Origin of the sequence: Ruoffia sp. FAM 26255 (assembly GCF_045528525.1) — a bacterium.
Taxonomy (GTDB): Bacteria; Bacillota; Bacilli; order Lactobacillales; family Aerococcaceae; genus Ruoffia; species Ruoffia tabacinasalis.
The window spans coordinates 1-26,961 of record NZ_JBGQQX010000031.1 but is presented as its reverse complement, the minus strand read 5'-3'; the positions used below and the strand labels follow the sequence as shown (position 1 = coordinate 26,961).

The window sequence follows — 26,961 nt, the reverse complement described above, 5'->3', positions numbered from 1 at the left end:
GAGAAGAAACAACTGTGTCGAGTTCCCAATGCCCGAACTCTTTTCGATTCTTCACAGATTTGGGGCGTTTTGAGATGGGAGTGCCGATATTAAACTTTCCTCGCGTTTCTTGAGGCTCTCGACTTTTTCCTTTGTGTCTTAAGACAGTTAGGGGCACCTTTAAGATATCTTGGTAAATCCAGTTATAGATGGATTTAAAGGAAAGTTTTCCCTGATAATCTCGTCCAACAATTTGTTCAGGTGACCATGTACATTCTAATTTATCTTGAATGTCTTTAAGTAGCCCGAACGTGTACTTAGGATTTCTACCCTTAAGACGTGCACGTTGATTGGCACCTTCATGGGTATCCAGAGCTTGGTATTGATCTGAAGGGCATCGTTTAAGTTCTCGATAAATCGTTGACCGATGGCGCCCGATTAATTGGGCAATGCGATTAATTTTAAAGCCTTCTTGATAGAGTATTTCTATTTTTGAACGTTCCTCTATGGTAAGATATGTGTAGCTCATAACAGACCTCCGTGTTTATGTTTTTGTCGTTACTAACATTTTACACGAACCTGTTATGGGTTTCTTTATTTGTCGCACTTAATTTTACAATTCATCACTTAATAGGAGTTCTTTTGGTGTGTATGATCATCCCTATTGTTAGATATCTATACTTAATCTATAAATGAAGTTTAGAAGAAGTTCACTAGAGGACTCTTTAGTGAGCTTTTTCTTTATGCTGCCATACAATAAGTATGATACAATCACGGAATATCATACTTATTTGGATATAATTGATTAATTTAAAGTTCAATAGAGTACACTCTATTGAACTTTTTTGTATGGTTGCTATAATAGTATTATCATGTGTTCAATAGAGTTATTTTATATTGATCGTGTGAAACACATATAATTTTAAGCAAGAATAAACTTTAGGTAAGACATTGTGAATACTTTATAATGAAAGGATGTTTTTTTGGCAAGAATAAGTTATGCAAGGGTAAGTAGTAAGGATCAGAACTTATCCCGGCAACTTGAAGCACTAGAAGGCGTTTCCAAGGTCTTTTCAGACAAAGTAAGTGGGGGATCGGTCGAACGAACGCAGCTACAGGCCATGTTAAATTATTTGAGAGAGGGCGATATTGTTGTTGTTACGGAATTAGACCGACTTGGAAGAAATAATAATGACCTAACGACTATCATGAGCCTGATTCAAGAGAAAGGGGCAACATTAGAGGTATTAAATCTGCCATCGATGAATGGCATCGCTGATGAAAACTTGCGACGCTTAATCAATAACCTAATTATTGAACTATATAAGTATCAAGCCGAAGCTGAAAGATAACGAATTAAAGAACGATAGGCGCAAGGTATTGAAATAGCGAAACGTCAGGGACGTTTTAAAGGAAGAAAAGAAAGTTTGAACCTAACGATGAAAGGTTGCTACATGCCTTTGAATTATATGATAGAGGTATGACAGAGAAAGTAGTTGAACGTAAGACGGGTATCAATCGTACTACGTTTAGAAGATATCGCGAAAAGTATAATTTAACTAAAATAGATGATAGGTAGAAGTAGCTGAAATTTGAGATTTAGAATATGATCAATAAGTGGTATGCTTTCATTTAACTACTGACCCGAAAGGGAGTGTTTTCATGTTACAAAATGTCATTTCGTTAGTTGTCGCACCACATGAAAACGTTGTAGCTCTCTCTGAGGTCATGAAATGAGTTTTAATGCGTTTGTTAGCTATATCTTAGAACGGATTGTGACGGAATAAAATACGAATAAAATTATTATGAATCCCAAATAAATGCAAACTTGATGATAAATAATAATTATTGGAAAAAGTTCAATTAGAAGTATATAAAACATCCCTTTTAAAAAAGAATAAATTCTCTTGTTAAAGGGATGTTTGTGAATTTACATGTAATACTCTTTTAGATGTTACTTTTTAAAATAAAATTTAAAGGATATATTTAAGTCCAATTAATAATTGTATGCATCAGCATTTGGCACTGCAATTGCTAGACCATTTGTACCAATGGCAACGCCACTTAGAACTGCTTTTTTAGCTGCAGCTGGTAATTCTATTATTCCTGACACCGACTTACTATTAGCAGCTTCACTAATCCAAAATGTATTAGTTCTATTATTTTTATATGTAACTGTTACCGTACCTTGGAAGGTATAAGGCCCAGAGAAACTAGGCTTAGCGTACCAGTAAACGGTATTACTACTCATAATCTCAAGAGTAGTAGTTCCACCAGGACCTGTAATGGTTCCATACGGTACTACATTATTTTGTTGAGCATTTACTTCAGGCGTAGAAAATAAAGGTGATATAGACAAAAACAAAGTGAAAATAACAATAATTTTTTTACTTAACTTCATGATACACTCTCCTTCTTTATTTATTTAATGCACGTTTATTGTAATTGAGATTTTAATTAAAGTAAAGGTGGTAATCTAATGGAAAAAAATAAAATAGAAATGATATTAAAAGATTTTTTGCAAGGTATGAGTATTGACGAATCATCAATTAAAATAAGAAAAACGCAAAATAATATGGTTATAACAATTAACAAAAATTTCAAAAGAATTTTATTACTACTTTTAAATATACTTGGTAAAAATGCTATACAATTTGAATTAATGTATACAAGTTCCCCTCATAGTGATTCATTGGAGCAAACAAACATTGACGAAGTTATTATTACTGTCCCTTTAAACGAGGTAAAAAAACTAGATAAAATATTTTTAGACGCTAATTCTACTTCTGAAAATTACTAAATATACGAGGAGGAAATTTAGCTAGTAAAAATACACATATTAAACTCCTTTTGATAATTGACAATATAAAATATGCATAGTTAATACGGGGGAAACATAGGAGTCGAACAACATGAGTATAACATTAAACAAAAAATTACTAGGCAACGAAGGATATGCCAAAAACATAGCCATAAAATTTCAATAAATGAACAAGGCTTGTCAGATAAAGAAATAGAACGGAAAACAGGAATTAACCGAACGACGTTTTATCGCTACAGAAAAAATCACTATTATAGTTAATATTAAAAGGGGCTGGGAAAAAAACTAGCCTTAAATAGAAAAATCGCAATGAAACCATCGATATTCTGATGCTTTCATTGCGATTTTTATGTGTGGCTGAATAATCGTAAAAAGTAGCCACTCTTCTTCTTGCCTCGAGGGCTAATTTTGTTAAATTCATACTCATCAACATGATACCAATGTTATTATGAAGCGCTTGTTTCCCTCTAACATGGGCTCTGCGCATGCCAAATACACCTTTTAAGCGATCAAAAATTGTTTCTACGTCAATTTTACGCACGCCACACTTAGGGCAAGCCTCTAACGGATACGATAACGTGCCTGAAATCAACATTGTTGTGTGACCATTTTCTTCGATGATTTGAACCCCGTCATTAAATTTAATATTTTCGTCTTTAATTCCAACCAGTTTTGCGATATCATTATTATCAGCCATGTGAATTCTCCTAACTATATTTTTGTGTAGTGACTAAATTATAGTAGAATTCACTCAATGTCATTAAGTTAAGAAAAAGTCTGTCGAATTAATCGATAGGCTTTTTTTCTGCCATTTTTTATCAAATCTTATTCAAAAAAGACCTGAAAATTAAGCGTAAATACTTGACAACCCAAAAAACACCTAAAAAATCTCACTTGATTAGAGCTTTTTTAGGAGGAATTAATGTGAATAACTATCAAAAAATAACGTATCAATATCTACAGTCAGCGATTCAATCCGTTTGTCAAAATCGGGAAGAACATGTCTATTATCCTTCCGCTGATTTTACTCGGAAACGCAAACTGCCCATGTCGGTTGTTATTGAATCGATTATTAAATTCGGCGCTCAAAGCCTTAACAGCGAATTACTTGAACAATGGAACTACCATGTCGAAACTCCCACCGCTTCAGCTTTTGTTCAAGCACGTGCAAAATTAAAACCCAGTGCTTTCAAAGCAGTGTTTGACCTATTTAATCAATCTTTTGATAAAGCCAAACGGTTTAAAGGCTATCAATTGCTTGCCCATGATGGGTCTGATTTGCCCTTACCACAGAACGTAAAAGCCCATGATAATCACTTTAAACGTGGGAATGCCAATGGCTACAACGTGATTCATGTCAATTTTTTTTATGACCTCTTAAATAAACAGTTTCTTGATGTGGATTTTCAGAACAAACGTCAAACAGATGAACGTTCAAGTCTCTGCCAAATGGCCCAAAAGATAAAACCGACACAGCCCGTTATCTTTATAGGTGATCGAGGCTATCCTTCCTTTAATCTGTTTGAACATCTTCAGCGCCTTCAACACAAATACGTCATTCGATGTAAAGATGTCAATCGCAAAGGATTTTTGCGCAAATCCGATGTGCCAGATACGGATGAATTCGATACAATTGTTTCTTTAAAGTTGACCTACTCCCGAACCAAAGCGATTAAAGACGATCCATCTTTTCGGTTCCTATCAACCACGTCTAAGTTTGATTTTTTAAAACGAGGCAGTAAGGATTATTACGAAATACGTTTCCGAGTGGTTAGACTCAAGCTAAGTGAAAGCACCTACGAGTGCTTGATAACAAATCTTGATGACAACTTTACACCCAATGACTTAAAAGAATTATACCATTTACGGTGGGGAATTGAGACTTCTTTTCGTGATTTAAAGCATTCAGTTGATTTAGAATACTTACATACAAAAGAAAGCAGCCAAATCTATCAAGAAATATATGCAAGATTAATTACTTACAATTTCACCATGAGGTTAGTTGGACAAGTAAAATTTCCTAAAAAGAAACGACATTGGGATTATCAGGTAAATGTTAAGATGGCTTTTAGGCTATATCGCCGATATTTAAATGACATGTCGATAGATATTATGCGATTAATCTCATCTTATATCCTTCCAATTCGAGAAGGTAGGAAGTTTGAACGATTAAAATTCCGAAGAGGCTTTGTTGGTTTTCATTATAGATAATTTTTTTTTGAAAAGCAGAAGACTTATTTGACATGCCTTCCAATAGAAAAATAACTTGTTTAGAATAAAAAAAGCCAAAGACGCCTCTTCTTCACACTATTTCATGTGAAGAAGAGGCGTCTTTATATAACGATAGGAATTCATTTCCCCTTAACTTAATGACATTGATATATATACGGCTTTTTCGTTCTGCAAAGCTCGCAAAACAGCCTTTACTCTTGCCTCGAGAAGAAACAACTGTGTCGAGTTCCCAATGCCCGAACTCTTTTCGATTCTTCACAGATTTGGGGCGTTTTGAGATGGGAGTGCCGATATTAAACTTTCCTCGCGTTTCTTGAGGCTCTCGACTTTTTCCTTTGTGTCTTAAGACAGTTAGGGGCACCTTTAAGATATCTTGGTAAATCCAGTTATAGATGGATTTAAAGGAAAGTTTTCCCTGATAATCTCGTCCAACAATTTGTTCAGGTGACCATGTACATTCTAATTTATCTTGAATGTCTTTAAGTAGCCCGAACGTGTACTTAGGATTTCTACCCTTAAGACGTGCACGTTGATTGGCACCTTCATGGGTATCCAGAGCTTGGTATTGATCTGAAGGGCATCGTTTAAGTTCTCGATAAATCGTTGACCGATGGCGCCCGATTAATTGGGCAATGCGATTAATTTTAAAGCCTTCTTGATAGAGTATTTCTATTTTTGAACGTTCCTCTATGGTAAGATATGTGTAGCTCATAACAGACCTCCGTGTTTATGTTTTTGTCGTTACTAACATTTTACACGAACCTGTTATGGGTTTCTTTATTTGTCGCACTTAATTTTACAATTCATCATATAATAATAAATTTGAAAAGGGAGTGTTAACACTCTCTTTTTTGTATAATGAGAAGGCAAAGGGGGGTAAACATGAAGAAAATTACTAAAGAAATAGTCGTAGACACAATACCTATCAGAGATAAAGATACGTATAAAAATAAAATGGGGCGCATATTATGTGTTGGAGGTAATCATGAAAAGGGTGGAGCCATTATCATGAGTGGTCTGGCTGCTTTGTATTCTGGCGCAGGATTAGTGACTGTCGCGACGGATCCAGTGAACCGGACTAGCTTACATACGCATGCGCCAGAAATTATGTTTGTTAATATGTACGAAACTGAAAGCTTGATTCAAGCAGTAAAAGACAAAGATGTGATTGTGATTGGGCCGGGTTTAGGGCTAAGCGAAGTGAGCCAAACAATCCTTGAAACGATTCTCAAATCAGCGACTAACGAGCAATATCTAATTATCGATGCTGATGCGATTACGCTGCTTGGTGAAGGGAAAGTCAAGCGAGAAACCAATGCCCATTGTATCTTCACACCTCATCTCGGTGAGTGGCAGAGGCTTACAGGTCTAGATAAAAATAAATTAACAGTAGATAGTAATCAACAAGCTCAGAAGGATTTACAAAGCACAGTTGTGTTAAAAGGATCACCTACACAAGTGTATATTGACTCGGATGTCTTTGAAAACACAACAGGTAACCCCTCACAAGCGACCGGCGGGATGGGAGATACGTTGACTGGGATTCTAGCTGGTTTCATTGGACAAATACCGAATGTCAAACAAGCAATTCTTTCAGCTGTGTTCATTCATAGCTACATTGCGGATCAATTAGCAGAAACTCATTATGTCACATTACCAACGCAAGTGATTCGAGAATTACCAAAAATGATGAGAACCTTTGCAGACGCAAAATATTAAACAAGTGCATAAAAGGCTACTGACGAGTAATCCGGTCAGTAGCCTTTTATATGTAAATAATTATTTATTTCTCAAACGTAAGGCATTGAGTAGTACAGAAATTGAACTTAAACTCATCGCAGCCGCAGCGAACATTGGACTTAATAAAGGTCCATCGAAGAAGAGGTAAAGTAAGCCCATCGCGATTGGAATCCCAATCGTATTGTATCCAAAGGCCCAGAATAAGTTTTGCTTAATGTTACGAATGGTTGCATGACTTAAGCTGATAGCTTTTGGGACATCACGTAAATCATCATGCATTAAGACGGTATCAGCCGAATCCATAGCTACATCGGTACCAGAACCAACTGCCATCCCGATATCTGCTTGAGCTAAAGCAGGCGCATCATTAATACCATCCCCAACCATAATCACTTTCTTACCTGCATTTTGTAACTCTTGCACAATAGCAGATTTATCTTCTGGCATGACTTCACTTAGAATGCGGTCAATACCAAGTTCTTCCCCAACAATATTGGCTGTGTATTGGTTGTCACCAGAGGCCATAATAACTTCAAGACCTAAGTTTTTCATCTCTTTAATTGCTTGGCTCGATGTTTCCTTAATAGGGTCCATAACAGCAACAATTCCAATCACTTCATTATCTAAAGCAATATACATCGGTGTTTTAGCTTCATTGGCTAATTGTTTGACTTGTGCCTCTAATGAACTAGGTACTTCACTTAGAGAGTCCATTAATTTTTTATTCCCAATCGCAATTTCTCTGCCTGCTATGTCTGCTTTAATTCCGCGTGCAGTTATGCTTTCAAAGTGATCGGTTGGCAGTAAGTTAATTTCTTTCTCTTCACTATACTTCACAATGGCTGATCCTAGTGGATGTTCAGAAACCGATTCTGCTGAAGCAACCAGTTGTAAGATGTCATCTTTATCAAAGCCTTCGTTAATGATGAAATCTGTAACAGTTGGTTCACCTTCTGTAATCGTTCCGGTCTTATCTAATAGAACAGTCGTTGCGTTATGTATGTTCTCAAGCGTTTGTCCGTTTTTAATTAAGATACCTTGGCTCGCGCCATTTCCAGTCCCAACCATGATTGCTGTGGGAGTCGCTAAACCTAGGGCGCAAGGACAAGCAATAATTAAAACACTAATAAAGATATTTAAAGCGAAATTCAGTGGTTCACCCATCACAAAGAACCAGAATAAACCAGATAGAATCGCAATAATAATAACGATAGGTACAAAGTATCCTGAGATAACATCGGCTAATTTCGCAATTGGTGCTTTAGAACCTTGAGCATCTTGAACCATACGAACGATTTGAGAAATCATCGTATCTTGTCCAATACGAGTAGCTTTATATTTAAAAGCTCCCATCTTATTGATACTTGCGCCAGTGACTAAGTCACCAACTGTTTTTTCAACAGGTAGACTTTCACCTGTTAACATGGACTCATCAATGCTCGAATGACCTTCAACCATTTCACCATCGACAGGTAAGCTTTCACCAGGTCGAACTTGGATAATATCTCCAATATTCAACATTTCAACAGGAATCGTCTCAACTTCTCCGTTCTCACGTACGACACGAGCTGTATCGGGAGCTAATTCCATTAAGCTTTTAATCGCTGAGGATGTTCGTCCTTTAGCCAGTTCTTCCATATATTTACCTAAGGTCATTAAAGTTAAGATGACTGCGGCCGATTCAAAGTATAATTCTAAATGATCATGCGTATTCACTTGTCCAAAAAGGATTAAAGCAGTCATCACGATTCCTTGTAAGTATGCCGCACCCGTACCAACAGCAACTAAAGAATCCATATTTGGATGTCCATTAAATAATGTTTTGAACCCCCGTTTAAATATATCGAAACCAAAATATAAGACGGGAGTCGTTAATATTAATTGTAATACCGCATTGGCCCCCGGATGAATACTTGGATCAATCACTTGCGGTAAAGGCATTCCAACCATTGGACCCATAGTGAGTATGAAAAGGGGGATGGTAAAGATAGCCATCTTAATTAATGTTTGTTTCATCGAGTTTAACTTAGTTTCTTTACGTGCTTGATCTACTTCGTACTGCTCTTTGGCAGTTAATGCTAGCTCAGCTTGATAACCTGCATCAGCCACGGTTTCTTGGATTAATTGAGCGTCTGCAGTCTCTTCCCAAGTTACAGATAATTTTTCAGTAGCTAAGTTAACGGAAGCAGAGTGAACTTGTGGGAGTTTCGCCACTGCTTTTTCAACAGTTTGTGCACAGCTCGCACAAGTCATTCCAGTCACAGAAAAGTTTTGAAAAGTATCATCTGAACGAGCAGGTTCAGTTTGAGTAACCAACGTATAGCCTGCGTCGGATACCGCTTTAGAAATATCATCGAGTGATAGTTTTGACTCATCAAAGTCGACACTTACTTTTTCTGTTAATTGATTCACTGAGGCTTCATTGATACCATCCAATTTATTCACAGCTTTTTCAACAGAAGTCGCGCATGCAGCACAGTGCATGCCTTCAATGGCATAAGTTTTCAATAAATAAACCTCCTATTCTTAATTAAAGTAATTGGTAACCAGCGTCAGTTACAGCTGTTTGCATGCCAACTTTTGAAACAACAGTATCATCATATGTAACATCTGCTGTTTTATTGGCAAAATCGACCGTGGCTTCAGATACACCATCAAGATTTGATAAAGTGTTTTGGATTGTTTTACTGCAATTCATACATCCCATACCTGCGACTTCAAATTGTTCTTTTTTCATATTAATGTCTCCTTTTATTTAATTTATTATTTATTAATGTAAATGACAGTGGCATTGTCCAACAGCACATTCACAAGCTACTTCTTCTGGTGCTGTGAGTGCTTTTGTTTGGAGTTTTGATATTAGCTCCTGAATTTCATCTTGCGATAATTGATTTGTGTCAACAAGGTGACTAATGAGGCTGCCGCGTTCTTTCGTACATATCGAGTCGAAGACTTTATCGGCTTTTAAACGATTGGCCTCGAGTTCTGAAATACCTGGTTTGTATTTTAAAACCGTATCGGTTTTTATTTTTTGAATATTTTCTTTGTTTACTAAACGGTTTATGAGTGATTTTACCGTTCCTTCTTTCCAATCGAGAATGTCTAACACCCGGTCAATGATTTCTCGACTTGTTAAAGGAGCATCTGCCCATAACACGCGCATCACTTCCCATTCTGAATCGGAAATGTTTAAATCTTGAATACTTAATTGTTCAGTCATAATTTCCCTCCTAACACGGGGTTGCATTTGTAACCTAACTTTAGTTTACACGTGTAACCTGAATAAAGCAAGAGCAAATTACAAGCTTTTTAAATTTATTTAAATATACTAGAACTATGGATTATAAAACGCATAGACACAATATATAGTATTGGGTCGAATCTTGAAGCACAATATTTAGTTTTATTCAAGGTTTAATTTTGAAGGTAACCATGCTAATATATAGTATTAAAGAGGACGGTGTAGTGATGAAAATTATATATATGTCTGTCATAGGCAATACACGACGTTTTGTTGAAAAGTTAGAAATGGACTCTTTGGAGTTGTCTGAAGTGAATGCATTTTCTGAAATAGACGAAAACTTTATTATGATCGCACCAACATATGCAATTGAAATGACTGATATTTTGAATGATTTCCTAGAGACTGGCGATAATTTATCATATTGTCAGGGCGTCATCGGCGCAGGAAACCGAAATTTTAATGAGCTTTACTGCTTTACAGCAGAAGATATTGCACTCGATTATGATGTTCCATTATTGTATCGATTTGAGTTTCAAGGCTCGGATAATGATGTAAAAAAAGTGAAGGAGATTGTGACTGAAATTGAAAACACCAACTATGTCTAAAGCACCCAATGAAATTACATATTTCAAATTAAATAACGAATTAAATATTCCAGTAGACAATAAAATCCCATTAGAGAAAGATAAAGAGGCGGTGCGTGCATTCTTCTTAGAGCATGTGAACCCTAATACTGTGTTTTTCTATACATTAGATGAAAAATTAGATTATTTAATTGAACATGACTACTTAGAAGTAGGTTTCTTAAATAAGTATGACCGTGAATTCATTAAGAAATTAATGCAAACAACTTATGAGAAGAAATTCCGTTTCAAATCATTTATGGGCGCACATAAGTTTTATAACCAGTACGCTTTAAAGACGAATGATGGGGAAAGATACTTAGAACGTTTCGAAGATCGTATTGTGTTTAATGCCTTATTCTTAGCGGACGGGGACGAAGTTCTTGCAACAAATTTACGTGATGAATTAATCGCTCAACGCTTCCAACCTGCAACACCAACATTTTTAAATGCTGGACGTAAACGTCGTGGTGAGATGGTATCTTGTTTCTTAATTGAGATTAGTGATGATATGAACTCAATCGGACGTAGCATCAACTCTGCCTTACAATTAAGTAAGCGTGGTGGAGGCGTAGGTCTAAACTTATCAAACTTACGTGAAGAAGGCGCACCGATTAAGAAAATCGAAAACGCGGCTTCAGGTGTTGTACCAGTTATGAAATTATTTGAAGATTCATTCAGCTACGCCAATCAATTAGGACAAAGAAATGGTGCTGGAGCGGTTTATTTATCAATCTTCCATCCAGACATTGTCCGCTTCTTATCAACTAAGAAAGAAAATGCGGATGAGAAAATCCGTGTGAAAACTTTATCGCTTGGAGTAACGGTTCCGGATAAATTTTATGAATTAGTTGCAGAAGATGCTGATATGTTCTTATTCAGTCCTTATGATGTTGAACGTGTTTATGGCGAGCCTTTTGCTTATGTGGATATTACGGAAGAGTATGAGAACATGGTTCAAAATAAAGAAATCCGTAAATACAAAGTCAAAGCACGTGAATTAGAGAACGAAATAAGTAAATTACAACAAGAATCAGGCTATCCATATATTATTAATATTGATACAGCCAATGATGCGAACCCAATTGATGGGCGCATTGTAATGTCTAACTTATGTTCAGAAATTTTACAAATTCAACAACCATCAATTATTAATGATGACCAAACCTTTGAAGATGAAGGAATTGATATTAGTTGTAACTTAGGTTCTACAAATATTGTGAATATGGTCGATTCACCTGACTTTGCTAAATCAGTGGATACAGCTGTCCGTGGTTTAACATTCGTTACAGATCATACCAGTATCGATGCTGTACCAAGTGTGCGTAGAGGGAATGAATTAAATCATACCATCGGTTTAGGTGGCATGGGACTTCATACGTTATTCGCAATTAATCAAATCTATTACGGATCTGATGAGTCTTTAGAATTAACAGAAGCATATTTCTATGCGTTAAACTACTGGTCATTAGTATCAAGTAATCAAATTGCACGCGAACGTGGTGAAACTTTCTATAATTTTGAAAATTCTGATTATGCTAATGGTTCATACTTTGATCGTTATATTGAAGAACCATTTGTTATTGAAGATGAAAAAGTAAAAGAAATCATGAAAAATGTGCCACTTCCAACTGCAGAAGATTGGGAAGCGTTAAGAGATATGGTTCAAAAAGATGGACTATATCATGCTTACCGTCATGCGATTGCACCAACTGGAAGTATCTCATATGTAAACGAGACAAGTGCGAGCTTACACCCAATTACACGTCTAATTGAAGAGCGTCAAGAGAAGAAAACGGGTAAAACATATTACCCAGCGCCACAATTATCAAATGATACGATTGACTACTATGAGTCAGCTTACGATATTGATATGCGTAAAGTCATCGATGTGTATGCAGCGGCTCAAAGACATATCGATCAAGGAATGTCTTTAACGTTGTTCATGCGTTCAGAATTACCTGAAGGGCTTTATCCTTGGAAACGTCCTGGTGAAAGAAAGATGAACACGAGAGATTTAAATATCCTACGTAACTATGCTTGGAACCAAGGCATTAAATCAATTTACTATGTTCGTACATTTACGGATGATGGCGATGAAATTGGAAGTAATTATTGCGAGAGCTGTTCAATTTAATAAGTTTTATAAAGGAGAATAAATGCATGGTAGAACCAAATTACATAGCGATAAATTGGAATGATATCGAAGATACCGTTGATAAATTAACTTGGGAAAAGCTGACTGAGCAATTTTGGTTAGATACACGTATTCCAGTATCGAATGATTTAGATGATTGGCGTCGTCTTTCAAAAGCAGAACAAGATATGTTAGGGAAAGTCTTTGGTGGGTTAACACTTTTAGATACACTGCAATCTGAAGAAGGGGCTGTTGTCTTATTAGATGATGCAAGAACACCACATGAAAAATCTGTTTTAAGTAATATCCATTTTATGGAAGCAGTACATGCTAAATCGTATTCAACGATTTTTATTACATTGAATACAAACTCAGAAATTGACTCAATCTTTGATTGGACGAATACGAACGAATTAATCCAATTCAAATCGGATAAAATTAATGATGCGTACCAAAATGGTACACCGCTACAAAAGAAAGCGGCAAGTGTCCTACTTGAATCATTCTTATTCTATTCAGGTTTCTACGCACCATTATGGTATTTAGGAAACAACAAAATACCTAACGTAGCTGAAATCATTAAACTTATCCTACGTGATGAATCTGTTCACGGAACTTATATTGGTTATAAATTCCAATTAGGCTACAATGAGTTAGGCGAAGCAGAACAAGAAGAATTAAAAAACTGGGTCTTTAACTTACTATTTGAATTATATTCAAATGAAGAAAAATACACGTCTCATTTATATGATGAATTAGGTTGGACAGAAGACGTAAACACATTTGTTCGCTACAATGCGAATAAAGCTTTACAAAATATGGGCTTCGAACCTTTATTCCCTGATACAGCTGAAGATGTGAATCCGATTGTTATGAATGGTATCTCAACAGGAACAAGTAACCATGACTTCTTCTCACAAGTTGGGAATGGTTACCTACTTGGAGAAGTTCAGGCTATGGAAGATAATGACTACAAGCAATGGGCAATTAATGACCGTCGCAAACAACGTATGCAATACCGTCAAGAGAAGAAACGTCGCCGTGAAGAAGCGAAAAACGCTCAAGCGTCAGCAAAAGCAACAGATTAAACTTATAAACTCAATGAGGGATCACAAAAGTGATTCTTCATTGAGTTTTTTATGTTCAAAAAGCCAGTCAACATGTAATTAGTGGTTTTAGGCATGAAAACCCTTTATAATGAAGTATAAGAGAGGTGTGATAGCGTGAAGAAATGGAAATGGGGAATATTGTTTCTAACTGTATTTTTCCTATATGCATGTGAATCTCAAGAACAGTCAACTACTACGTATCCTGACGCCAACTACACAACCGAAATGGCCCAAGAAACTGACGAAAATGTCAGTCGCCAACAAACAAATGAAGATCGAGATATTATCTACACGGCCAATGTGATTTATCAAACGATTCGTTATGATGAAGCGAAGCAAAGTATTGAAGAAATTATTGAGGCCAATAATGCTTATATTCAATATCAAGATGAATCAATGAATGAATACAGTTATGCAGAAAGTTCTCAGTCGCTCACATCATTAAGTTTGACGATCAGAGTTCCTCGAGACAATTATGAAGAGACGCTTACACAGTTTGAAAACAATGACCAAGCTCAACTTATTCAACTATCACGCGGTTCTCAAGATGTAACCCAACAAGTTCAAGATATTGAAATTCGTATCGAAGCGATTGATTCTAGAATTGACCGACTGAATGAACTTAATGATCAAGCAGAGTCCGTTACGGATTTAATTGAAATCCAAGGCGCTTTAGAAGAAGCAATTGCGAGTCGGGATAGTTTATTAGCAGAACAATCTTCTGTCTCCGCAGAAGTTGAAAATGCAACGATACACTTGAATTTACAAGAAGTTGTTGAGTTATCTGATGGAAGTGAAAGTCAATTGACTTTCTGGAATCAAATTGTCGCAGCCTTTAACGATACTTGGGAAAATTCAATTGAAGCTTTCCAATGGGGGATTTTAACAATTATATTCTTAATCCCTTACATCATCGTGATTATTATCATAATATTAATCATACGATATGTCTTGCGTCCATTGTTTAGAAAAATTAAAGATGTCTTACCAAAGAGGAAAAAGAAAGCTATAAGTGAGGCTAATAGAGAAAAGAACAACTTTAATACAGAAGATTGAGTAAAACAGTTTCAAAAATTGTAAAAAACGTGTAATATTAAGTAGTAAGCGTTTATTATAAAGTTAAATTATGGGAGGAATATCTAGAATGGATATGTTTAAATCGTTATCACAGAAGATTGAAGGAAAAAAGGTTAAAATTGTTTACCCTGAAGCTACTGATCCACGTGTTTTAGGAGCAGCTGTTCGTCTACATTCAGATAAATTAGTAGAACCAATTTTATTAGGAAATCCTGCTGAAGTTGAAGCAATTGCTACAGAACGTAACTGGAACACTGGTGATTTAACAATCATCGATCCTAACAACTATGACGAATTCGATGCAATGATCGCATCTTTCGTAGAACGTCGTAAAGGTAAAAACACTGAAGAGCAAGCACGTGAAATGTTACGTGACAATGCTTACTTCGGAACAATGTTAGTTTACATGGACTTAGCAGATGGATTAGTGTGTGGAGCTCAATACTCAACAGGTGATACTGTTCGTCCAGCACTACAAATCATCAAAACTCGCCCAGGTGTTAAATTAACAAGTGGTGCGTTTGTTATGGTTCCACCTAACAATGATGGTGAACGTTTAATCTTTGCTGACTGTGCGATTAACATTAACCCAGATGCACAATCATTAGCTGAAATTGCTGTAGAAAGTGCTCAAACAGCTAAAATGTTCGATATCGATCCTAAAGTTGGTTTATTAAGTTTCTCAACTAAAGGTTCTGCAGCTTCACCAGAAGTTGACAAAGTCGCTGAAGCTACTCGTATTGCGAAAGAATTGGCTCCTGACTTAGCTATCGATGGAGAATTACAATTTGACGCAGCTTATATTGAATCAGTTGCTGATAAAAAAGCACCTGAATCAGAGGTTGCTGGTAAAGCGAACGTATTCGTATTCCCAGAAATCCAATCAGGTAACATTGGTTACAAGATTGCTCAACGTTTAGGTAACTACCAAGCAGTTGGTCCAATCTTACAAGGTTTAAACAAACCTGTTTCTGATTTATCTCGTGGATGTGTCGAAGAAGATGTTTATAAAGTTTCAATTATTACTGCTAACCAAGCAATCATGTAATTGAGTCTTTTCACTCATAAATAAGCGAGAGCTAGAAATACTACCGAACGGTAGTGTTTCTAGCTCTTTTTGTTGTGGAGAGGGAACTGTAGAGCTTATTTCAGGGAGAACGGCTCGGTGACCGTAGTGGACCGGCTTCAGCTAATCATCTAGCGTTGCTAGCTGATTGAGCTTCCGTCTCGTTGTGCTACTAAATCCTTACGTCGCTACCGCTCCTACGGCTTCATGTATGCCCAATCGTCCTGGTACTACGGTACCTCACCATTCTCCCTTCAATAAGCAACGATAGCTGTGTATTAAACAGAGTTTTCTATATTTATGTGATTATGGTGCTGAACTTAAATTTTGCATAATTCCGTGACGTTCATGTTATTCCTAATGCTGTCAATGGCTTAAGTATATGTACTCTAAGTTGTATTATTGTGAAAGATGAATATTTTGTTATAGAATTTAATAGAGGCACGCATTAAACAGAATATATAAATGGAGGAGATACTATGTCTAAAGTTGAAGTAGGTGGGCTAATTGTCTTGTTTGGGGCAACGGGTGACTTAGCTGAGCGACAATTGTACCCAGCTTTTCACCAACTATATCAACGTGGCCAGTTAACGGAGGAATTTGCGATTATCGGAGCGGCCCGCACTCAATTCACTGAGAATGAATTTAAGGAACATGTAAGAAAAGCTGTTGAAGCAGGGAGTAATTTTACTGAGTTCGAAGAATCATTTTTAGAACACATTTATTACCAACCAGCTGACAATACAAAAGTACAAGATTTTGAAAAACTCATGACGAAAATAAAAGAAGTTTCAACGACGCATAATACATCCGATCGATTTTTATATTACTATTCTATCGCTCCAAGTATTTACGATGAGACGACAGTAAATTTAAAAGAGTCAGGTATTACTGGTTTAACTGGAGAGCATCGTGTCGTTGTTGAGAAGCCATTTGGCTATAGTTTAGAATCAGCTAAAGAATATTATCAAATATTAAAAAAATCATTTAATGATGAAGAGATTTTTTTAATTGATCATTTTCCTGGGATGGATTTTGTCCAAAATATATTGGCAACTCGATTCTACAATCCCTTTATTGAAGGTATTTGGAATAATAAATTTATCGAGAACATTCAAATTAACTTACCTGAACGTCTAAAAGTAGGGGACCGTGGTGCATTCTATGATGAGAATGGTGCATTGTTAGATATGTTCCAAAACCATATACTGCAAATACTTTCATTCATTATTATGGATTTGCCTGAGAAGTTAGAAAAAGATGCGATACATAGTGAGAAGCACGCAGCCTTAAGTCAAATACCAACATATTCGAAAGAGGAAGTGAAAGAGTTTGTTGTTAGAGGTCAATACTCAGCAGATGCTGAAGGGGAGTATAACCATTACCGCGATGAACCAGATGTAGCGGAAGATAGTAGTACGGAAACATACATTGCGATTCAATTATCTGTCGATAATGAGCGTTGGGAGGGTGTTCCTATTTACGTTCGTACAGGAAAAGCGTTAGTTGAACAATTTTCTTCGGTTGATATTATATTGAAAGAGAGAAATGGTGATTCAAACGATACACCAAGTAGGCTCACTTTTTATATTGAACCTGGTAAAGGTTTGGCAATGGTTTTAAACCAGAAAGATATTGAATCGAATATGGAACCAATCACGACATTTATTGGTCCAGACCAAAATACATTCGGGAAAGAGTACGTTCCAACGCCTTATGAAAATTTATTACATGATGCATTAGAAGGGGATAATACGTTGTTTAGTTCTTGGGAAGAAGTGCAAGAACAGTGGCGCATTACTGATGCGATTAAAGTGGCATGGGATGATATGTCAGATCCTGCGTTTCCAAATTATCAAGCGACGTCCTTTGGACCAAGTAGCGCGGATCGATTATTGACGAGAAATAATCACGAGTGGATTAAACGCGTAAATATAAATGAGTAGTATACAAAAAGAGCGTCTGATTTAAGTCAGACGCTCTTTTAAATTGTAAAGTATTGCTTATTCAGGAACTACGTTAATTGGGATTTCATCGATAGTACCGTAGTACCAATCAATTTCATCTCCTGCTTCTAATGTTTGAGAAACAACACCTAGTTGTGCGTATTCACCATTGTATACGTAAGTCCATGTATTACCTACAGTATAGTCATTTTCGTAGCCTTCAATTGAATCAACAACACCTTCAGTTTCGTTGAAGTTAAATGTTAATTCTTCGTTTGATTCTAGAGCTTCTAAAACGCTAAGACCTTCAGCATCTTCAACTGAGAATTCAGCGATTGGCGCTTCTTCACCTGATACATAGAATGCGAATGTTGCTGCTGTTTCGCTAGCTTCTTCTGTATCTTCAGTTGCAGATTCGCCTTCTTCAGTTGTACCTTCACCATTGTCAGATGCTGCTGCGTCTGATTCTTCAGAACCTTGTTCTGCGCCTGATTCCTCGGTTGCTTCGCTTTCTGCGTCTCCAGAAGTACTTTCAGTTGACTCTGTAGATTCTGTTGATACTTGTTCAGTTGACTCAGCTGGAGCACTCTCTGCTGGCTGTTCTTCAGTCGAACTTTGACAAGCTACTAGTAGCAATGCTAAAGTCGGTAGAGTAATTAATTTGATAAATTTTTTCATAAAACTGCCTCCTTACGTTAATATGTTATAGGTATAAATTATCAGTAAAACGGCATAAAGTCAAATGATTCGCAGTTTCAACACACTTTGTTTATAATTGGCTTATTAAGAATAAAGCGTGAATTTTTTTAGAAGTACAAGGAGATTATATATAATGTCATACAAAATTACACATTCTGCTGAGGAAACGAAACAAATCGCAGCAGAATTAGCGCAATTGATAGAACCTGGTAAAGTCATTAGCTTAAAGGGAAATCTAGGAAGTGGTAAAACTACATTTTCTCAAGGATTTGCGAAAGCTTTAGGAATTAAAAGAGCGGTGAAAAGTCCAACATATACTATAGTGAAGCACTATCCACTAGATGAACAAGGGAAGCTTTTTAATCATATTGATGCCTATCGCCTCGAAGAGGGTGGAGCTGAATCGATTGACTTGGAAAATTTTATAGACGATGATACGATTACATTAATAGAGTGGGCAGAATTTGTCATTGATTATATGCCAGAAACTTATTTGGAAATTGAATTAGAGGCAGTTGATAATGATGAACGTAAAATTCAAGTACGAACAGTAGGTCAAAGTGATGACTACGACCAATTAAGGAAAGAATGGACTCAGAACTGGAAAGGATAGTGATTGTGTGAGTAATTACAACAAATACGTACATGAAGCAGAGGACGAGCCAATCGAAACAATCATTAGAGTAGCAGAGCCAATCGATGCAAAGGCAATACTAGGCTTATTAAGACATGTAGGGAAAGATACCCCGTATTTGTCAGTTGGTCCTGAAGGGGCGAATATGACCGTGGATCAGCAAGTAGAATTAATTACGAGATACAATGAATCAGATAATAACATTATGTTAGTAGCAGAATCAGATGATCAGATAGTTGGTATGGCAACAGTTGCTGTCATCGATAATAATCGTCAAAGCCATGTGGCTGAAGTGGGTGTCAGTATTATTAAAGAATATTGGGGCTACGGCATAGGCTCAATTCTCACTGAAGAAATGATTCAATTTGCAAGCTACGCAGATATTAAAGTGCTAACCTTGGAAGTTGTAACAAAAAATATCCGAGCAATTAAATTATATGAGAAATATGGATTTGAAATAGTTGGAACACTATCGAAACGTTTAAGAAATGATTTTCACTATTATGATACTTATGTCATGGAACGGTTGATTGATTAATATTCAAAGAGTTTCTCATCATAGATTTACTTTACTTTTTAAACATAATTAATTAGAATAGATAAGTATTGATTATGAAAGAAAGGTCGAGTTATGGACTATAAGCTATTAAAAGAAGCTCACCCTAATTTAAATATAAAATTTAACCACGCACTGTCAGATTACAGTTATACTAAAACTGGCGGCGAAGCGGATGTTATTGCATTTCCGAAATCAAAAGATGAAGTGAAACAAATTATTGATTGGGCAAAGGAATTTGATGCCCCGTTAACAATTCTAGGTAACCTCAGTAATTTAATCGTTAAAGACGGCGGCATACGCGGTATTGTCATGATTTTAACAGATATGAATGCAATCTCAGTCGATGGTCATTATATTTATGCAGAGAGTGGCGCAGGTATTATTGAAGTAAGTCGTGAGGCCTATCGCCATTCATTAACTGGCTTAGAATTCGCTTGTGGAATTCCAGGTAGTGTTGGTGGCGCGGTATTTATGAACGCGGGTGCTTACGAAGGTGAGATAACGGATATTAATGTAAAGATTGAGGCAATCAATCGCGAAGGACAATTTTTAACTTATACGAATGAAGATGCAGAATTTGCCTATCGTCATAGTATTTTTCAAGAGAATGATAACATTATCTTAGGCGTATCCTTTGAACTTCAACCTGGAGATCAAGAGGCTATCAAAGAAAAAATGGATCATTTAACTGAATTACGTGAATCGAAGCAACCTTTAGAGTACCCATCATGTGGAAGTGTATTTAAACGCCCCGTAGGTTACTATACAGGAAAGTTAATTCAAGATGCTGGTTTACAAGGACATCGAATTGGTGGTGCTGAGATATCTCGTAAGCATGCTGGATTCATCATTAACGTAGGTGGAGCCACAGCAACAGATTATGTTGAGATGATTGAATACATCCAAGAGACAATCTGGAATTTAAATTCAGTTAGACTTGAAACCGAAGTTCGAATTATTGGACGGGAAGCAGAATAATTGAATGAGATATATTAAAACCAACCTAACACATTCTGTAAAAGAATTGCTTAGGTTGGTTTTTTTGTAAATAATATAAAAAGATAGATGGGGGTTAATAGTTATGCAAGAGAGAAAAGTTTATATATTATCAATTAAAAGAACCGCAGTAGGAAGTTTTCTAGGGAGTTTATCTGATTTATCACCCGCTGAGATTGGGTCAAAATTATTAGAAAAGATGTTAGAAGAAGACACGATCGTCAAAGACAAGGTGGATGAAGTAATCATCGGGAATGTCTTAAGTGCAGGTCATGGCCAAAATATTGCCCGACAAGTTTCTGTTAACGCAGGCATTTCAATCAATGTACCAGCTTATGGGGTGAATATGTTGTGTGGGAGTGGTCTAAAAGCCATTAATGAAGCATATAACCATGTGAAACTAGGTGATGCGGACTGTATTATTGCCGGTGGAGTGGAGTCGATGAGCCAAGCTAAATTCGCAACGACAGGCAACATTCGAAAAGGAAATAAAATGGGTGCCTTTTCTTTAGAAGACACAATGTTAACAGATGGGTTAACAGATGCCTTTTCAGGAATTCATATGGGAATAACAGCTGAGAATATTGCAAGTAAATTTGAAATCACTCGTGAAGAACAAGATGAATTTGCCATGAATACGCAAGAGAAAGCAAGACTCGCTCAAAAAGAGGGGAAATTCAAAGATGAAATTGTACCAATAACAGTTCAACAACGTCGTCAAGCGGTCGTATTTGAAGAAGATGAATACATCAATCATTCAACAAATTTAGAAAAGTTAAATAAATTGCGTCCGGCTTTCGATAAAGAAGGGTCAGTCACTGCAGGGAACGCATCAGGAATCAATGACGGGGCAGCTTTTGCTTTTGTTGTCTCAGATGCATTCGTTAAAGAACACAACTTAGAACCATTAGTTGAAGTGTTAGGCTTTGGCCAAAGTGGGGTTGATCCAAAAATTATGGGAATTGGACCAGTTAAAGCAATCAATAGTGTCATGAAGAAGACGGGTTTAAGCTTAGAACAGTTTGATGTTATTGAATTGAATGAAGCTTTTGCATCACAATCGATCGGTGTTATGAAGGAATTGACTAAAGATACGAGCTTAACTTATGAAGCACTCGCGGCTAAAGTAAACCCCAATGGTGGTGCGATTGCCATTGGACATCCGATTGGAGCTTCAGGAGCTCGAATAAGTGCCACCTTGATACATGAAATGAAACGCACTGAGTCCGAATATGGACTGGCATCTTTATGTATCGGGGGCGGCATGGGAATTAGTATGGCAGTTAAGAACGTGTAAACAGACCAAAAATGGTCCATATTATATAAAACATCTGAGAAACTCAACAATTCTAGTAAACATTTACCTAGAGTTGTTGAGTTTTTTGTAAAGGATTATAAACGCTAATATATCAAGCTTTATAGCAAATTAAAAAAAGTAGAATATTGGGAAAAATAATTGTGTCTTACTTAAACACCGTGTGCTATAATTTCATCTCGAAAGACAAATTTTCTTTCAAATCGGTTTCAAAGGAGTCAATAATGACAAAAATTTATGCAGAGGAGAATGTGCATATGGTAAAACAAGGTTATAGTGTGGAGTTGCATGGGGTAACAAAATCCTTCGACGATACACAAGTGTTAAAATCCATTGATATGGAATTAGAGAAAGGTAAATTTTATACTTTATTAGGCCCGTCAGGGTGTGGTAAAACAACGATTCTACGTATTATTGCTGGGTTTACAAAAGCATCATCAGGCCAAGTCTTAATCGATGGTACTGAAGTTACGAGAGTTGCAGCAAATCAGCGGAAGGTTAACACTGTTTTTCAAGATTATGCACTTTTCCCGCATATGAATATCTTTGATAACATCGCTTTTGGCTTGTCTGTCACAGGAGTCGATAAAGCGACGATTAAGGAGAAAGTTTCAGAAATGTTACGTTTAGTGCGCTTAGAAGGGTTTGAAGAGCGTTACATTGATGCGTTGTCAGGTGGACAAAAGCAACGTGTAGCGATTGCGAGAGCACTGATCAATGAACCAGATGTTCTTTTATTAGATGAGCCCTTGTCTGCGCTAGATCTAAAACTTCGAACAGACATGCAATATGAATTGCGCGAATTACAAAGACGTTTAGGAATAACGTTTGTCTTTGTTACTCATGATCAAGAAGAAGCTTTAGCTATGTCGGATTGGATTTATGTCTTAAATAACGGTGAAATTGTTCAATCAGGAACACCCGTCGATATTTATGATGAGCCGATTAACCGTTATGTCGCAGACTTTATTGGTGAGAGTAATATTGTAGCTGCGAAGATGATCGAAGATTATCGGGTTGAATTTGTCGGTCATACGTTTGACTGTGAAGATGGTGGGATACCAAGTGGTGAAGCGGTAGAGGTTGTTATTCGCCCCGAAGACGTTGAAATTACGTCACCTGAAGCAGGTCAATTGATTGCTAAAGTAGATACTCAATTATTCCGTGGTGTCTTTAACGAAGTCATTGCTTACGACGAAGATCATAATGAATGGATGATTCATACAACTAAAAAAGTTGAAACTGGTTCTCGAATCGGATTGCGATTCGGTCCAAGCGATATTCATGTGATGCGTTTCAACGAATCTGAAGAAGATTTTGATGCCCGTTTAGAACAGTATGAAGACTAGAGGTGGGCAATGAATACGAAAAAACATCATTTATTAGCGATACCGTATTACTTATGGATTATATTGTTTGTCATTGCACCGATTCTTTTATTATTGTATCGGTCATTCTTTAATATCGCCGGTCAGTTTACTTTTGATAATTATATTCATTATTTTACGAATCGAAATTATTTGGTTATGACTGCTAGCTCATTTTTATATGCTTTTTTAGTCACATTGGTCACACTTGTTATTGCGTATCCAATGGCGTATTTTTTAACAAAGACAAAGCGTAAAGATTTGTGGCTATTGTTGATTATCTTACCTACGTGGATAAACTTATTACTTAAAATCTATGCCTTTATTGGGATTTTAAGTCAAACAGGACCAATTAATTCATTTTTAACGAATTTAGGTTTTGAATCACAACAGTTATTATTTACGAATATTGCCTTTTTATTAGTGGCGGCCTATATTGAATTACCGTTTATGTTGTTGCCAATCTTTAATTCGATTGATGAGATACCACATTCACTGATTGAAGCAAGTACGGACTTAGGATCAAGTGAATGGGTGACAGTGAGACGAGTAGTGATGCCATTATCGATGCGTGGAGTGAGAAGTGGTGTTCAAGCAGTATTTATCCCTTCTCTATCTTTATTCATGTTAACGCGTTTAATCGGTGGGAACCGAGTCATTACCTTAGGAACAGCAGTGGAACAGCATTTCTTAGTGACCCAAAACTGGGGAATGGGTGCCACGATTGGTGTTGTCTTAATGGTTTCAATGGTATTAGTTATGTTCCTTACTCGTAGCCGTAACGATCAAGGAGGTGCAAGTAATGACTAAAGGAAAATTTAAGTGGTCAAACTTATACATTATCGCAGTATTTATTATATTGTATTTGCCAATTGGATATTTAATAGCCTATTCATTCAATAGTGCTGGGAATATGTCTGATTTTACAGGCTTTACTTTAGAACATTATCAGACATTATTTGCTGATCAGCGGTTATTATCATTTATCATGAATACGTTTATCATTGCCTTACTGTCAGCGACGATTGCGACAGCGATTGGAACTTTTGGGGCGATTGCCATTTATTATGCGCGCTTGAATAGTCAGCGGCAATTTTTATTGAATACGAATAATGTCTTGATGGTCACACCAGATGTTATGATGGGGGCAAGTTTCTTAATATTATTCTCTAGTATATTGCCACTTCGTTTAGGTTTTTGGAGTGTCCTTTTGGCTCACGTAGCTTTTAGTATTCCAATTGTTGTGTTAATGATTTTACCTCGTTTATATGAGATGAATCCGAACATGATTACTGCGGCCCAAGATTTAGGGGCGACGCATTGGCAAATATTATCACGTGTCGTTATACCAAGTATTGTTCGTGGTATTGTATCTGGTTTCTTTATGGCTTTTACCTATTCACTCGATGATTTCGCGGTAACATTCTTCGTTACTGGGAACGGCTTTAGTACTGTTTCGATCGAAGTGTATTCAAGAGCGCGAACAGGTATTAGTTTAGAAATTAATGCTTTAAGTACATTAATGTTTGTACTCGCGTTAGCTTTAGTCTTTGGTTATTATCAAATCCAAACGAGCGATCAAAGACGTATTCGTAAACAAGCCAATAAAAAAGTAGGTGGTCTGCGATGAAACAATTAATGACCATGTTATTAGCGATTTTACTGATTGTTGCTGTGTTATTTGGTTTTAGACATCAGTTAGAAAGTAGTTTAGGACTGACAGATGGCAATACGATTGTCTTTTATAACTGGGGAGATTACATTGACCCAGAATTATTGACTCAGTTTGAGGAAGAGACAGGTTATTCGGTTATCTATGAAACCTTTGATTCGAATGAAGCGATGATGACGAAGATTGAACAAGGCGGAACACGTTATGATGTAGCAGTTCCTAGTGAGTATATGATTGAACAAATGATTGAAGCAGACTTGTTACAAGAGATTGATCATTCATTGTTACCTAACTTAGAGAACATTAATCCGCGGTTCTTGGATTTAGAGTTTGATCCGAATAACCGTTTTTCGATTCCGTATTTTTGGGGAACATTAGGTATTATCTACAATACGAATTATGTTGATGAAAGTGAAGTTCAACAGTGGAATGATTTGTGGAATCCGAAATTCCGTAATAATATTATGATTTACGATGGGGCGAGAGAAGTTTTAGGCGTTGGTTTACAATCACTTGGCTATTCATTAAATGAAACAGATAGTACAAGATTAAGAGAAGCAACGAACAAGATGAAAACTTTGATGCCAAATATATTAGCCCTTGTTGCAGATGAGATGAAGATGCATCTTGGTAACGAAGAAGCGATGATTGGGGTGACGTTCTCTGGAGAAGCGTCCATGGCAATATGGGAGAATCCAGAACTTGCGTATGTCTTACCAGAAGAAGGGTCAAACCTTTGGTTTGATAATATTGTGATTCCTCATAATGCACAAAACGTTGAAGGGGCACATGCTTTAATTGATTTCTTACTTCGACCAGAAGTAGCAGCGCAAAATGCTGATTACGTCGGTTATTCAACACCGAATGAAGCGGCGACGGCTTTAATGGATCCAGAAGTCATTTCCGATGAAGCCTTTTATCCAAGTGAAGATGCTTTAGATAAATTGGAAGTATATCGTGGATTAGGGCAAGAGAAATTAATTGAATATAATGATTTATTCTTAGAAGTGAAGATCGAACCAAGAGACTAAACGGTTTTCCAATAAAAAATAAGAGGATTGATAGATGGTGAGTTATTAGACTTTTCCATTTATTCAATCCTCTTTTGTTGTTATTTAATATATTTGTAATCTTAAAGGAGAATCTTTACATAAAATTTACGAGAAACTTTCATTAAATTTATATTAGCTTGGTATGATAGTAGTAACAAAAGAGGAGGATGGATAATGGTGCTATTGGACAAGCTAAATATTGACATATCACAGAAAAAATTTACCAAAGCTTCATCCTTTATTATTGAACGATTTGTCGTACCTGAAGATCAAGATGGGCTTATTTTGTCATTTCAAATGGCCTATGATTACATTAACTTAATTCTAGTGTATGATAGCAATTATAATTTGAGAGCAGAGACAACTCAAATATACGAGAGACGTGTCATTAAAATTCACGAGAAGGACCTCTATACAAGCAATGAAGCTAAGGCAGGGTTAATTCCTGAGGGTGAGTGGATTATTGCTTTTGAAATCAATAATGAGGAGTTGCCTGACGTTGAATCTTTATGCACGATTGAAGTGACAAGTCATTAATATTTATTAAAATAATGAAAATCTATAAACCTGAATAATTCATAGTTTTACTAATAGTCTTTCCTAACATTGATTTAATAGTCTTTAAAGTAATCTGCTTCATCACCCATTAGGTGATGAAAAAAGACCCCCTTTCTGATATGGTTAATTCACCAC

At 36.4% G+C, this 26,961-nt stretch carries 25 protein-coding genes and 2 pseudogenes; 19 read left to right on the top strand and 8 right to left on the bottom strand.

The features are described from left to right. Positions 1-508, bottom strand: a 508-nt coding sequence (locus ACEN31_RS07280; RefSeq protein ID WP_407101669.1) for an IS30 family transposase, incomplete at its 3' end; no start/stop codon positions are given. A gap of 454 nt (positions 509-962) precedes the next feature. On the opposite strand from ACEN31_RS07280, the pseudogene ACEN31_RS07275 reads away from it, so the two are divergent. Continuing rightward, positions 963-1,558: pseudogene (locus tag ACEN31_RS07275) on the top strand (recombinase family protein). A gap of 417 nt (positions 1,559-1,975) precedes the next feature. Here the strand turns inward: ACEN31_RS07275 and ACEN31_RS07270 are convergent. Further along, positions 1,976-2,380 carry a hypothetical protein gene (locus ACEN31_RS07270; protein WP_138405582.1) on the bottom strand — a complete coding sequence of 135 codons (405 nt, stop codon included), beginning with the start codon at positions 2,378-2,380 and terminating at the stop codon, positions 1,976-1,978. A gap of 78 nt (positions 2,381-2,458) precedes the next feature. Between ACEN31_RS07270 and ACEN31_RS07265 the strand changes: the two genes are divergently transcribed. Next, positions 2,459-2,779 (top strand): hypothetical protein, encoded by a 321-nt coding sequence (locus ACEN31_RS07265; RefSeq protein WP_138405583.1) that lies wholly within the window; start codon positions 2,459-2,461, stop codon positions 2,777-2,779. A 417-nt stretch (positions 2,780-3,196) separates the two neighbouring features. Here the strand turns inward: ACEN31_RS07265 and ACEN31_RS07260 are convergent. Continuing rightward, positions 3,197-3,338: pseudogene (locus ACEN31_RS07260) on the bottom strand (transposase); the annotation flags it as partial. A 386-nt stretch (positions 3,339-3,724) separates the two neighbouring features. Between ACEN31_RS07260 and ACEN31_RS07255 the strand changes: the two are divergent. Then, positions 3,725-5,011 (top strand): IS4 family transposase, encoded by a 1,287-nt coding sequence (locus ACEN31_RS07255; RefSeq protein WP_407109040.1) that lies wholly within the window; start codon positions 3,725-3,727, stop codon positions 5,009-5,011. 91 nt (positions 5,012-5,102) lie between these two features. On the opposite strand, the gene ACEN31_RS07250 is transcribed toward ACEN31_RS07255, so the two are convergent. Beyond that, a complete protein-coding gene (locus ACEN31_RS07250) occupies positions 5,103-5,744 on the bottom strand; it encodes an IS30 family transposase (RefSeq protein ID WP_407090334.1) in 642 nt (213 codons plus the stop codon). Positions 5,745-5,914: 170 nt separating this feature from the next. On the opposite strand from ACEN31_RS07250, the gene ACEN31_RS07245 reads away from it, so the two are divergent. Continuing rightward, positions 5,915-6,751 carry an NAD(P)H-hydrate dehydratase gene (locus ACEN31_RS07245; RefSeq protein WP_407090335.1) on the top strand — a complete coding sequence of 279 codons (837 nt, stop codon included), beginning with the start codon at positions 5,915-5,917 and terminating at the stop codon, positions 6,749-6,751. Between the two features lie 60 nt (positions 6,752-6,811). On the opposite strand, the gene ACEN31_RS07240 is transcribed toward ACEN31_RS07245, so the two are convergent. The 3 genes from ACEN31_RS07240 to ACEN31_RS07230 are packed head-to-tail and all read right to left on the bottom strand — an operon-like array spanning position 6,812 to position 9,992. Further along, positions 6,812-9,280: a heavy metal translocating P-type ATPase gene (locus ACEN31_RS07240; RefSeq protein WP_138404095.1), complete on the bottom strand. Its 2,469-nt coding sequence runs from the start codon at positions 9,278-9,280 to the stop codon at positions 6,812-6,814. A 22-nt stretch (positions 9,281-9,302) separates the two neighbouring features. After that, the gene (locus ACEN31_RS07235) at positions 9,303-9,509 is read right to left on the bottom strand and encodes a heavy-metal-associated domain-containing protein (protein ID WP_138404096.1); all 207 of its coding nucleotides are present in this window, start codon (positions 9,507-9,509) and stop codon (positions 9,303-9,305) included. Positions 9,510-9,542: 33 nt separating this feature from the next. After that, a complete protein-coding gene (locus tag ACEN31_RS07230) occupies positions 9,543-9,992 on the bottom strand; it encodes a BlaI/MecI/CopY family transcriptional regulator (RefSeq protein WP_171031274.1) in 450 nt (149 codons plus the stop codon). A gap of 248 nt (positions 9,993-10,240) precedes the next feature. On the opposite strand from ACEN31_RS07230, the gene nrdI reads away from it, so the two are divergent. The 6 genes from nrdI (at position 10,241) to zwf (ending at position 17,974) form a co-directional block, all read left to right on the top strand. Then, on the top strand, positions 10,241-10,621 hold the full coding sequence (gene nrdI, locus ACEN31_RS07225) for a class Ib ribonucleoside-diphosphate reductase assembly flavoprotein NrdI (protein ID WP_138404098.1): 381 nt from the start codon (positions 10,241-10,243) through the stop codon (positions 10,619-10,621). Continuing rightward, entirely contained in the window at positions 10,614-12,776 is a 2,163-nt protein-coding gene (gene nrdE / locus ACEN31_RS07220) for a class 1b ribonucleoside-diphosphate reductase subunit alpha (protein WP_407090344.1), read from the top strand. Before nrdI ends, nrdE begins: the two co-directional genes overlap by 8 nt. A gap of 26 nt (positions 12,777-12,802) precedes the next feature. Then, positions 12,803-13,864 carry a class 1b ribonucleoside-diphosphate reductase subunit beta gene (gene nrdF, locus ACEN31_RS07215; RefSeq protein ID WP_138404099.1) on the top strand — a complete coding sequence of 354 codons (1,062 nt, stop codon included), beginning with the start codon at positions 12,803-12,805 and terminating at the stop codon, positions 13,862-13,864. Between the two features lie 135 nt (positions 13,865-13,999). Beyond that, positions 14,000-14,941, top strand: coding sequence for a DUF4349 domain-containing protein (locus ACEN31_RS07210; protein WP_407090336.1), 942 nt, complete (start codon positions 14,000-14,002; stop codon positions 14,939-14,941). Between the two features lie 88 nt (positions 14,942-15,029). Beyond that, positions 15,030-16,010, top strand: a complete 981-nt coding sequence (pta, locus tag ACEN31_RS07205) for a phosphate acetyltransferase (protein WP_171031275.1) — start codon at positions 15,030-15,032, stop codon at positions 16,008-16,010. A gap of 497 nt (positions 16,011-16,507) precedes the next feature. Then, complete coding sequence (gene zwf, locus ACEN31_RS07200) at positions 16,508-17,974, top strand: glucose-6-phosphate dehydrogenase (protein ID WP_138404101.1); 1,467 nt, start codon at positions 16,508-16,510, stop codon at positions 17,972-17,974. A 57-nt stretch (positions 17,975-18,031) separates the two neighbouring features. Here the strand turns inward: zwf and ACEN31_RS07195 are convergent, their stop codons facing one another. Further along, positions 18,032-18,652, bottom strand: coding sequence for a DUF4430 domain-containing protein (locus tag ACEN31_RS07195; protein ID WP_138404102.1), 621 nt, complete (start codon positions 18,650-18,652; stop codon positions 18,032-18,034). Between the two features lie 154 nt (positions 18,653-18,806). Between ACEN31_RS07195 and tsaE the strand changes: the two genes are divergently transcribed. From tsaE to ACEN31_RS07150, 9 genes are all read left to right on the top strand, one after another. After that, positions 18,807-19,286 (top strand): tRNA (adenosine(37)-N6)-threonylcarbamoyltransferase complex ATPase subunit type 1 TsaE, encoded by a 480-nt coding sequence (gene tsaE, locus ACEN31_RS07190; RefSeq protein WP_407090338.1) that lies wholly within the window; start codon positions 18,807-18,809, stop codon positions 19,284-19,286. A gap of 7 nt (positions 19,287-19,293) precedes the next feature. Further along, positions 19,294-19,845 carry a GNAT family N-acetyltransferase gene (locus ACEN31_RS07185; RefSeq protein ID WP_138404104.1) on the top strand — a complete coding sequence of 184 codons (552 nt, stop codon included), beginning with the start codon at positions 19,294-19,296 and terminating at the stop codon, positions 19,843-19,845. A gap of 93 nt (positions 19,846-19,938) precedes the next feature. Beyond that, positions 19,939-20,844 carry a UDP-N-acetylmuramate dehydrogenase gene (gene murB, locus ACEN31_RS07180; protein ID WP_197105181.1) on the top strand — a complete coding sequence of 302 codons (906 nt, stop codon included), beginning with the start codon at positions 19,939-19,941 and terminating at the stop codon, positions 20,842-20,844. 103 nt (positions 20,845-20,947) lie between these two features. After that, the gene (locus tag ACEN31_RS07175) at positions 20,948-22,159 is read left to right on the top strand and encodes an acetyl-CoA C-acetyltransferase (protein WP_407090339.1); all 1,212 of its coding nucleotides are present in this window, start codon (positions 20,948-20,950) and stop codon (positions 22,157-22,159) included. 275 nt (positions 22,160-22,434) lie between these two features. Further along, complete coding sequence (locus ACEN31_RS07170; RefSeq protein WP_407090345.1) at positions 22,435-23,526, top strand: ABC transporter ATP-binding protein; 1,092 nt, start codon at positions 22,435-22,437, stop codon at positions 23,524-23,526. Positions 23,527-23,535: 9 nt separating this feature from the next. After that, positions 23,536-24,354: an ABC transporter permease gene (locus tag ACEN31_RS07165; protein WP_197105179.1), complete on the top strand. Its 819-nt coding sequence runs from the start codon at positions 23,536-23,538 to the stop codon at positions 24,352-24,354. Next, on the top strand, positions 24,347-25,174 hold the full coding sequence (locus ACEN31_RS07160) for an ABC transporter permease (protein ID WP_407090341.1): 828 nt from the start codon (positions 24,347-24,349) through the stop codon (positions 25,172-25,174). The genes ACEN31_RS07165 and ACEN31_RS07160 overlap by 8 nt, the downstream gene beginning before the upstream one ends. Further along, positions 25,171-26,247, top strand: coding sequence for an ABC transporter substrate-binding protein (locus ACEN31_RS07155; RefSeq protein WP_407094223.1), 1,077 nt, complete (start codon positions 25,171-25,173; stop codon positions 26,245-26,247). Before ACEN31_RS07160 ends, ACEN31_RS07155 begins: the two co-directional genes overlap by 4 nt. 195 nt (positions 26,248-26,442) lie before the next feature. Further along, complete coding sequence (locus ACEN31_RS07150) at positions 26,443-26,805, top strand: hypothetical protein (RefSeq protein WP_407090343.1); 363 nt, start codon at positions 26,443-26,445, stop codon at positions 26,803-26,805. Positions 26,806-26,961 lie beyond the last annotated feature (156 nt).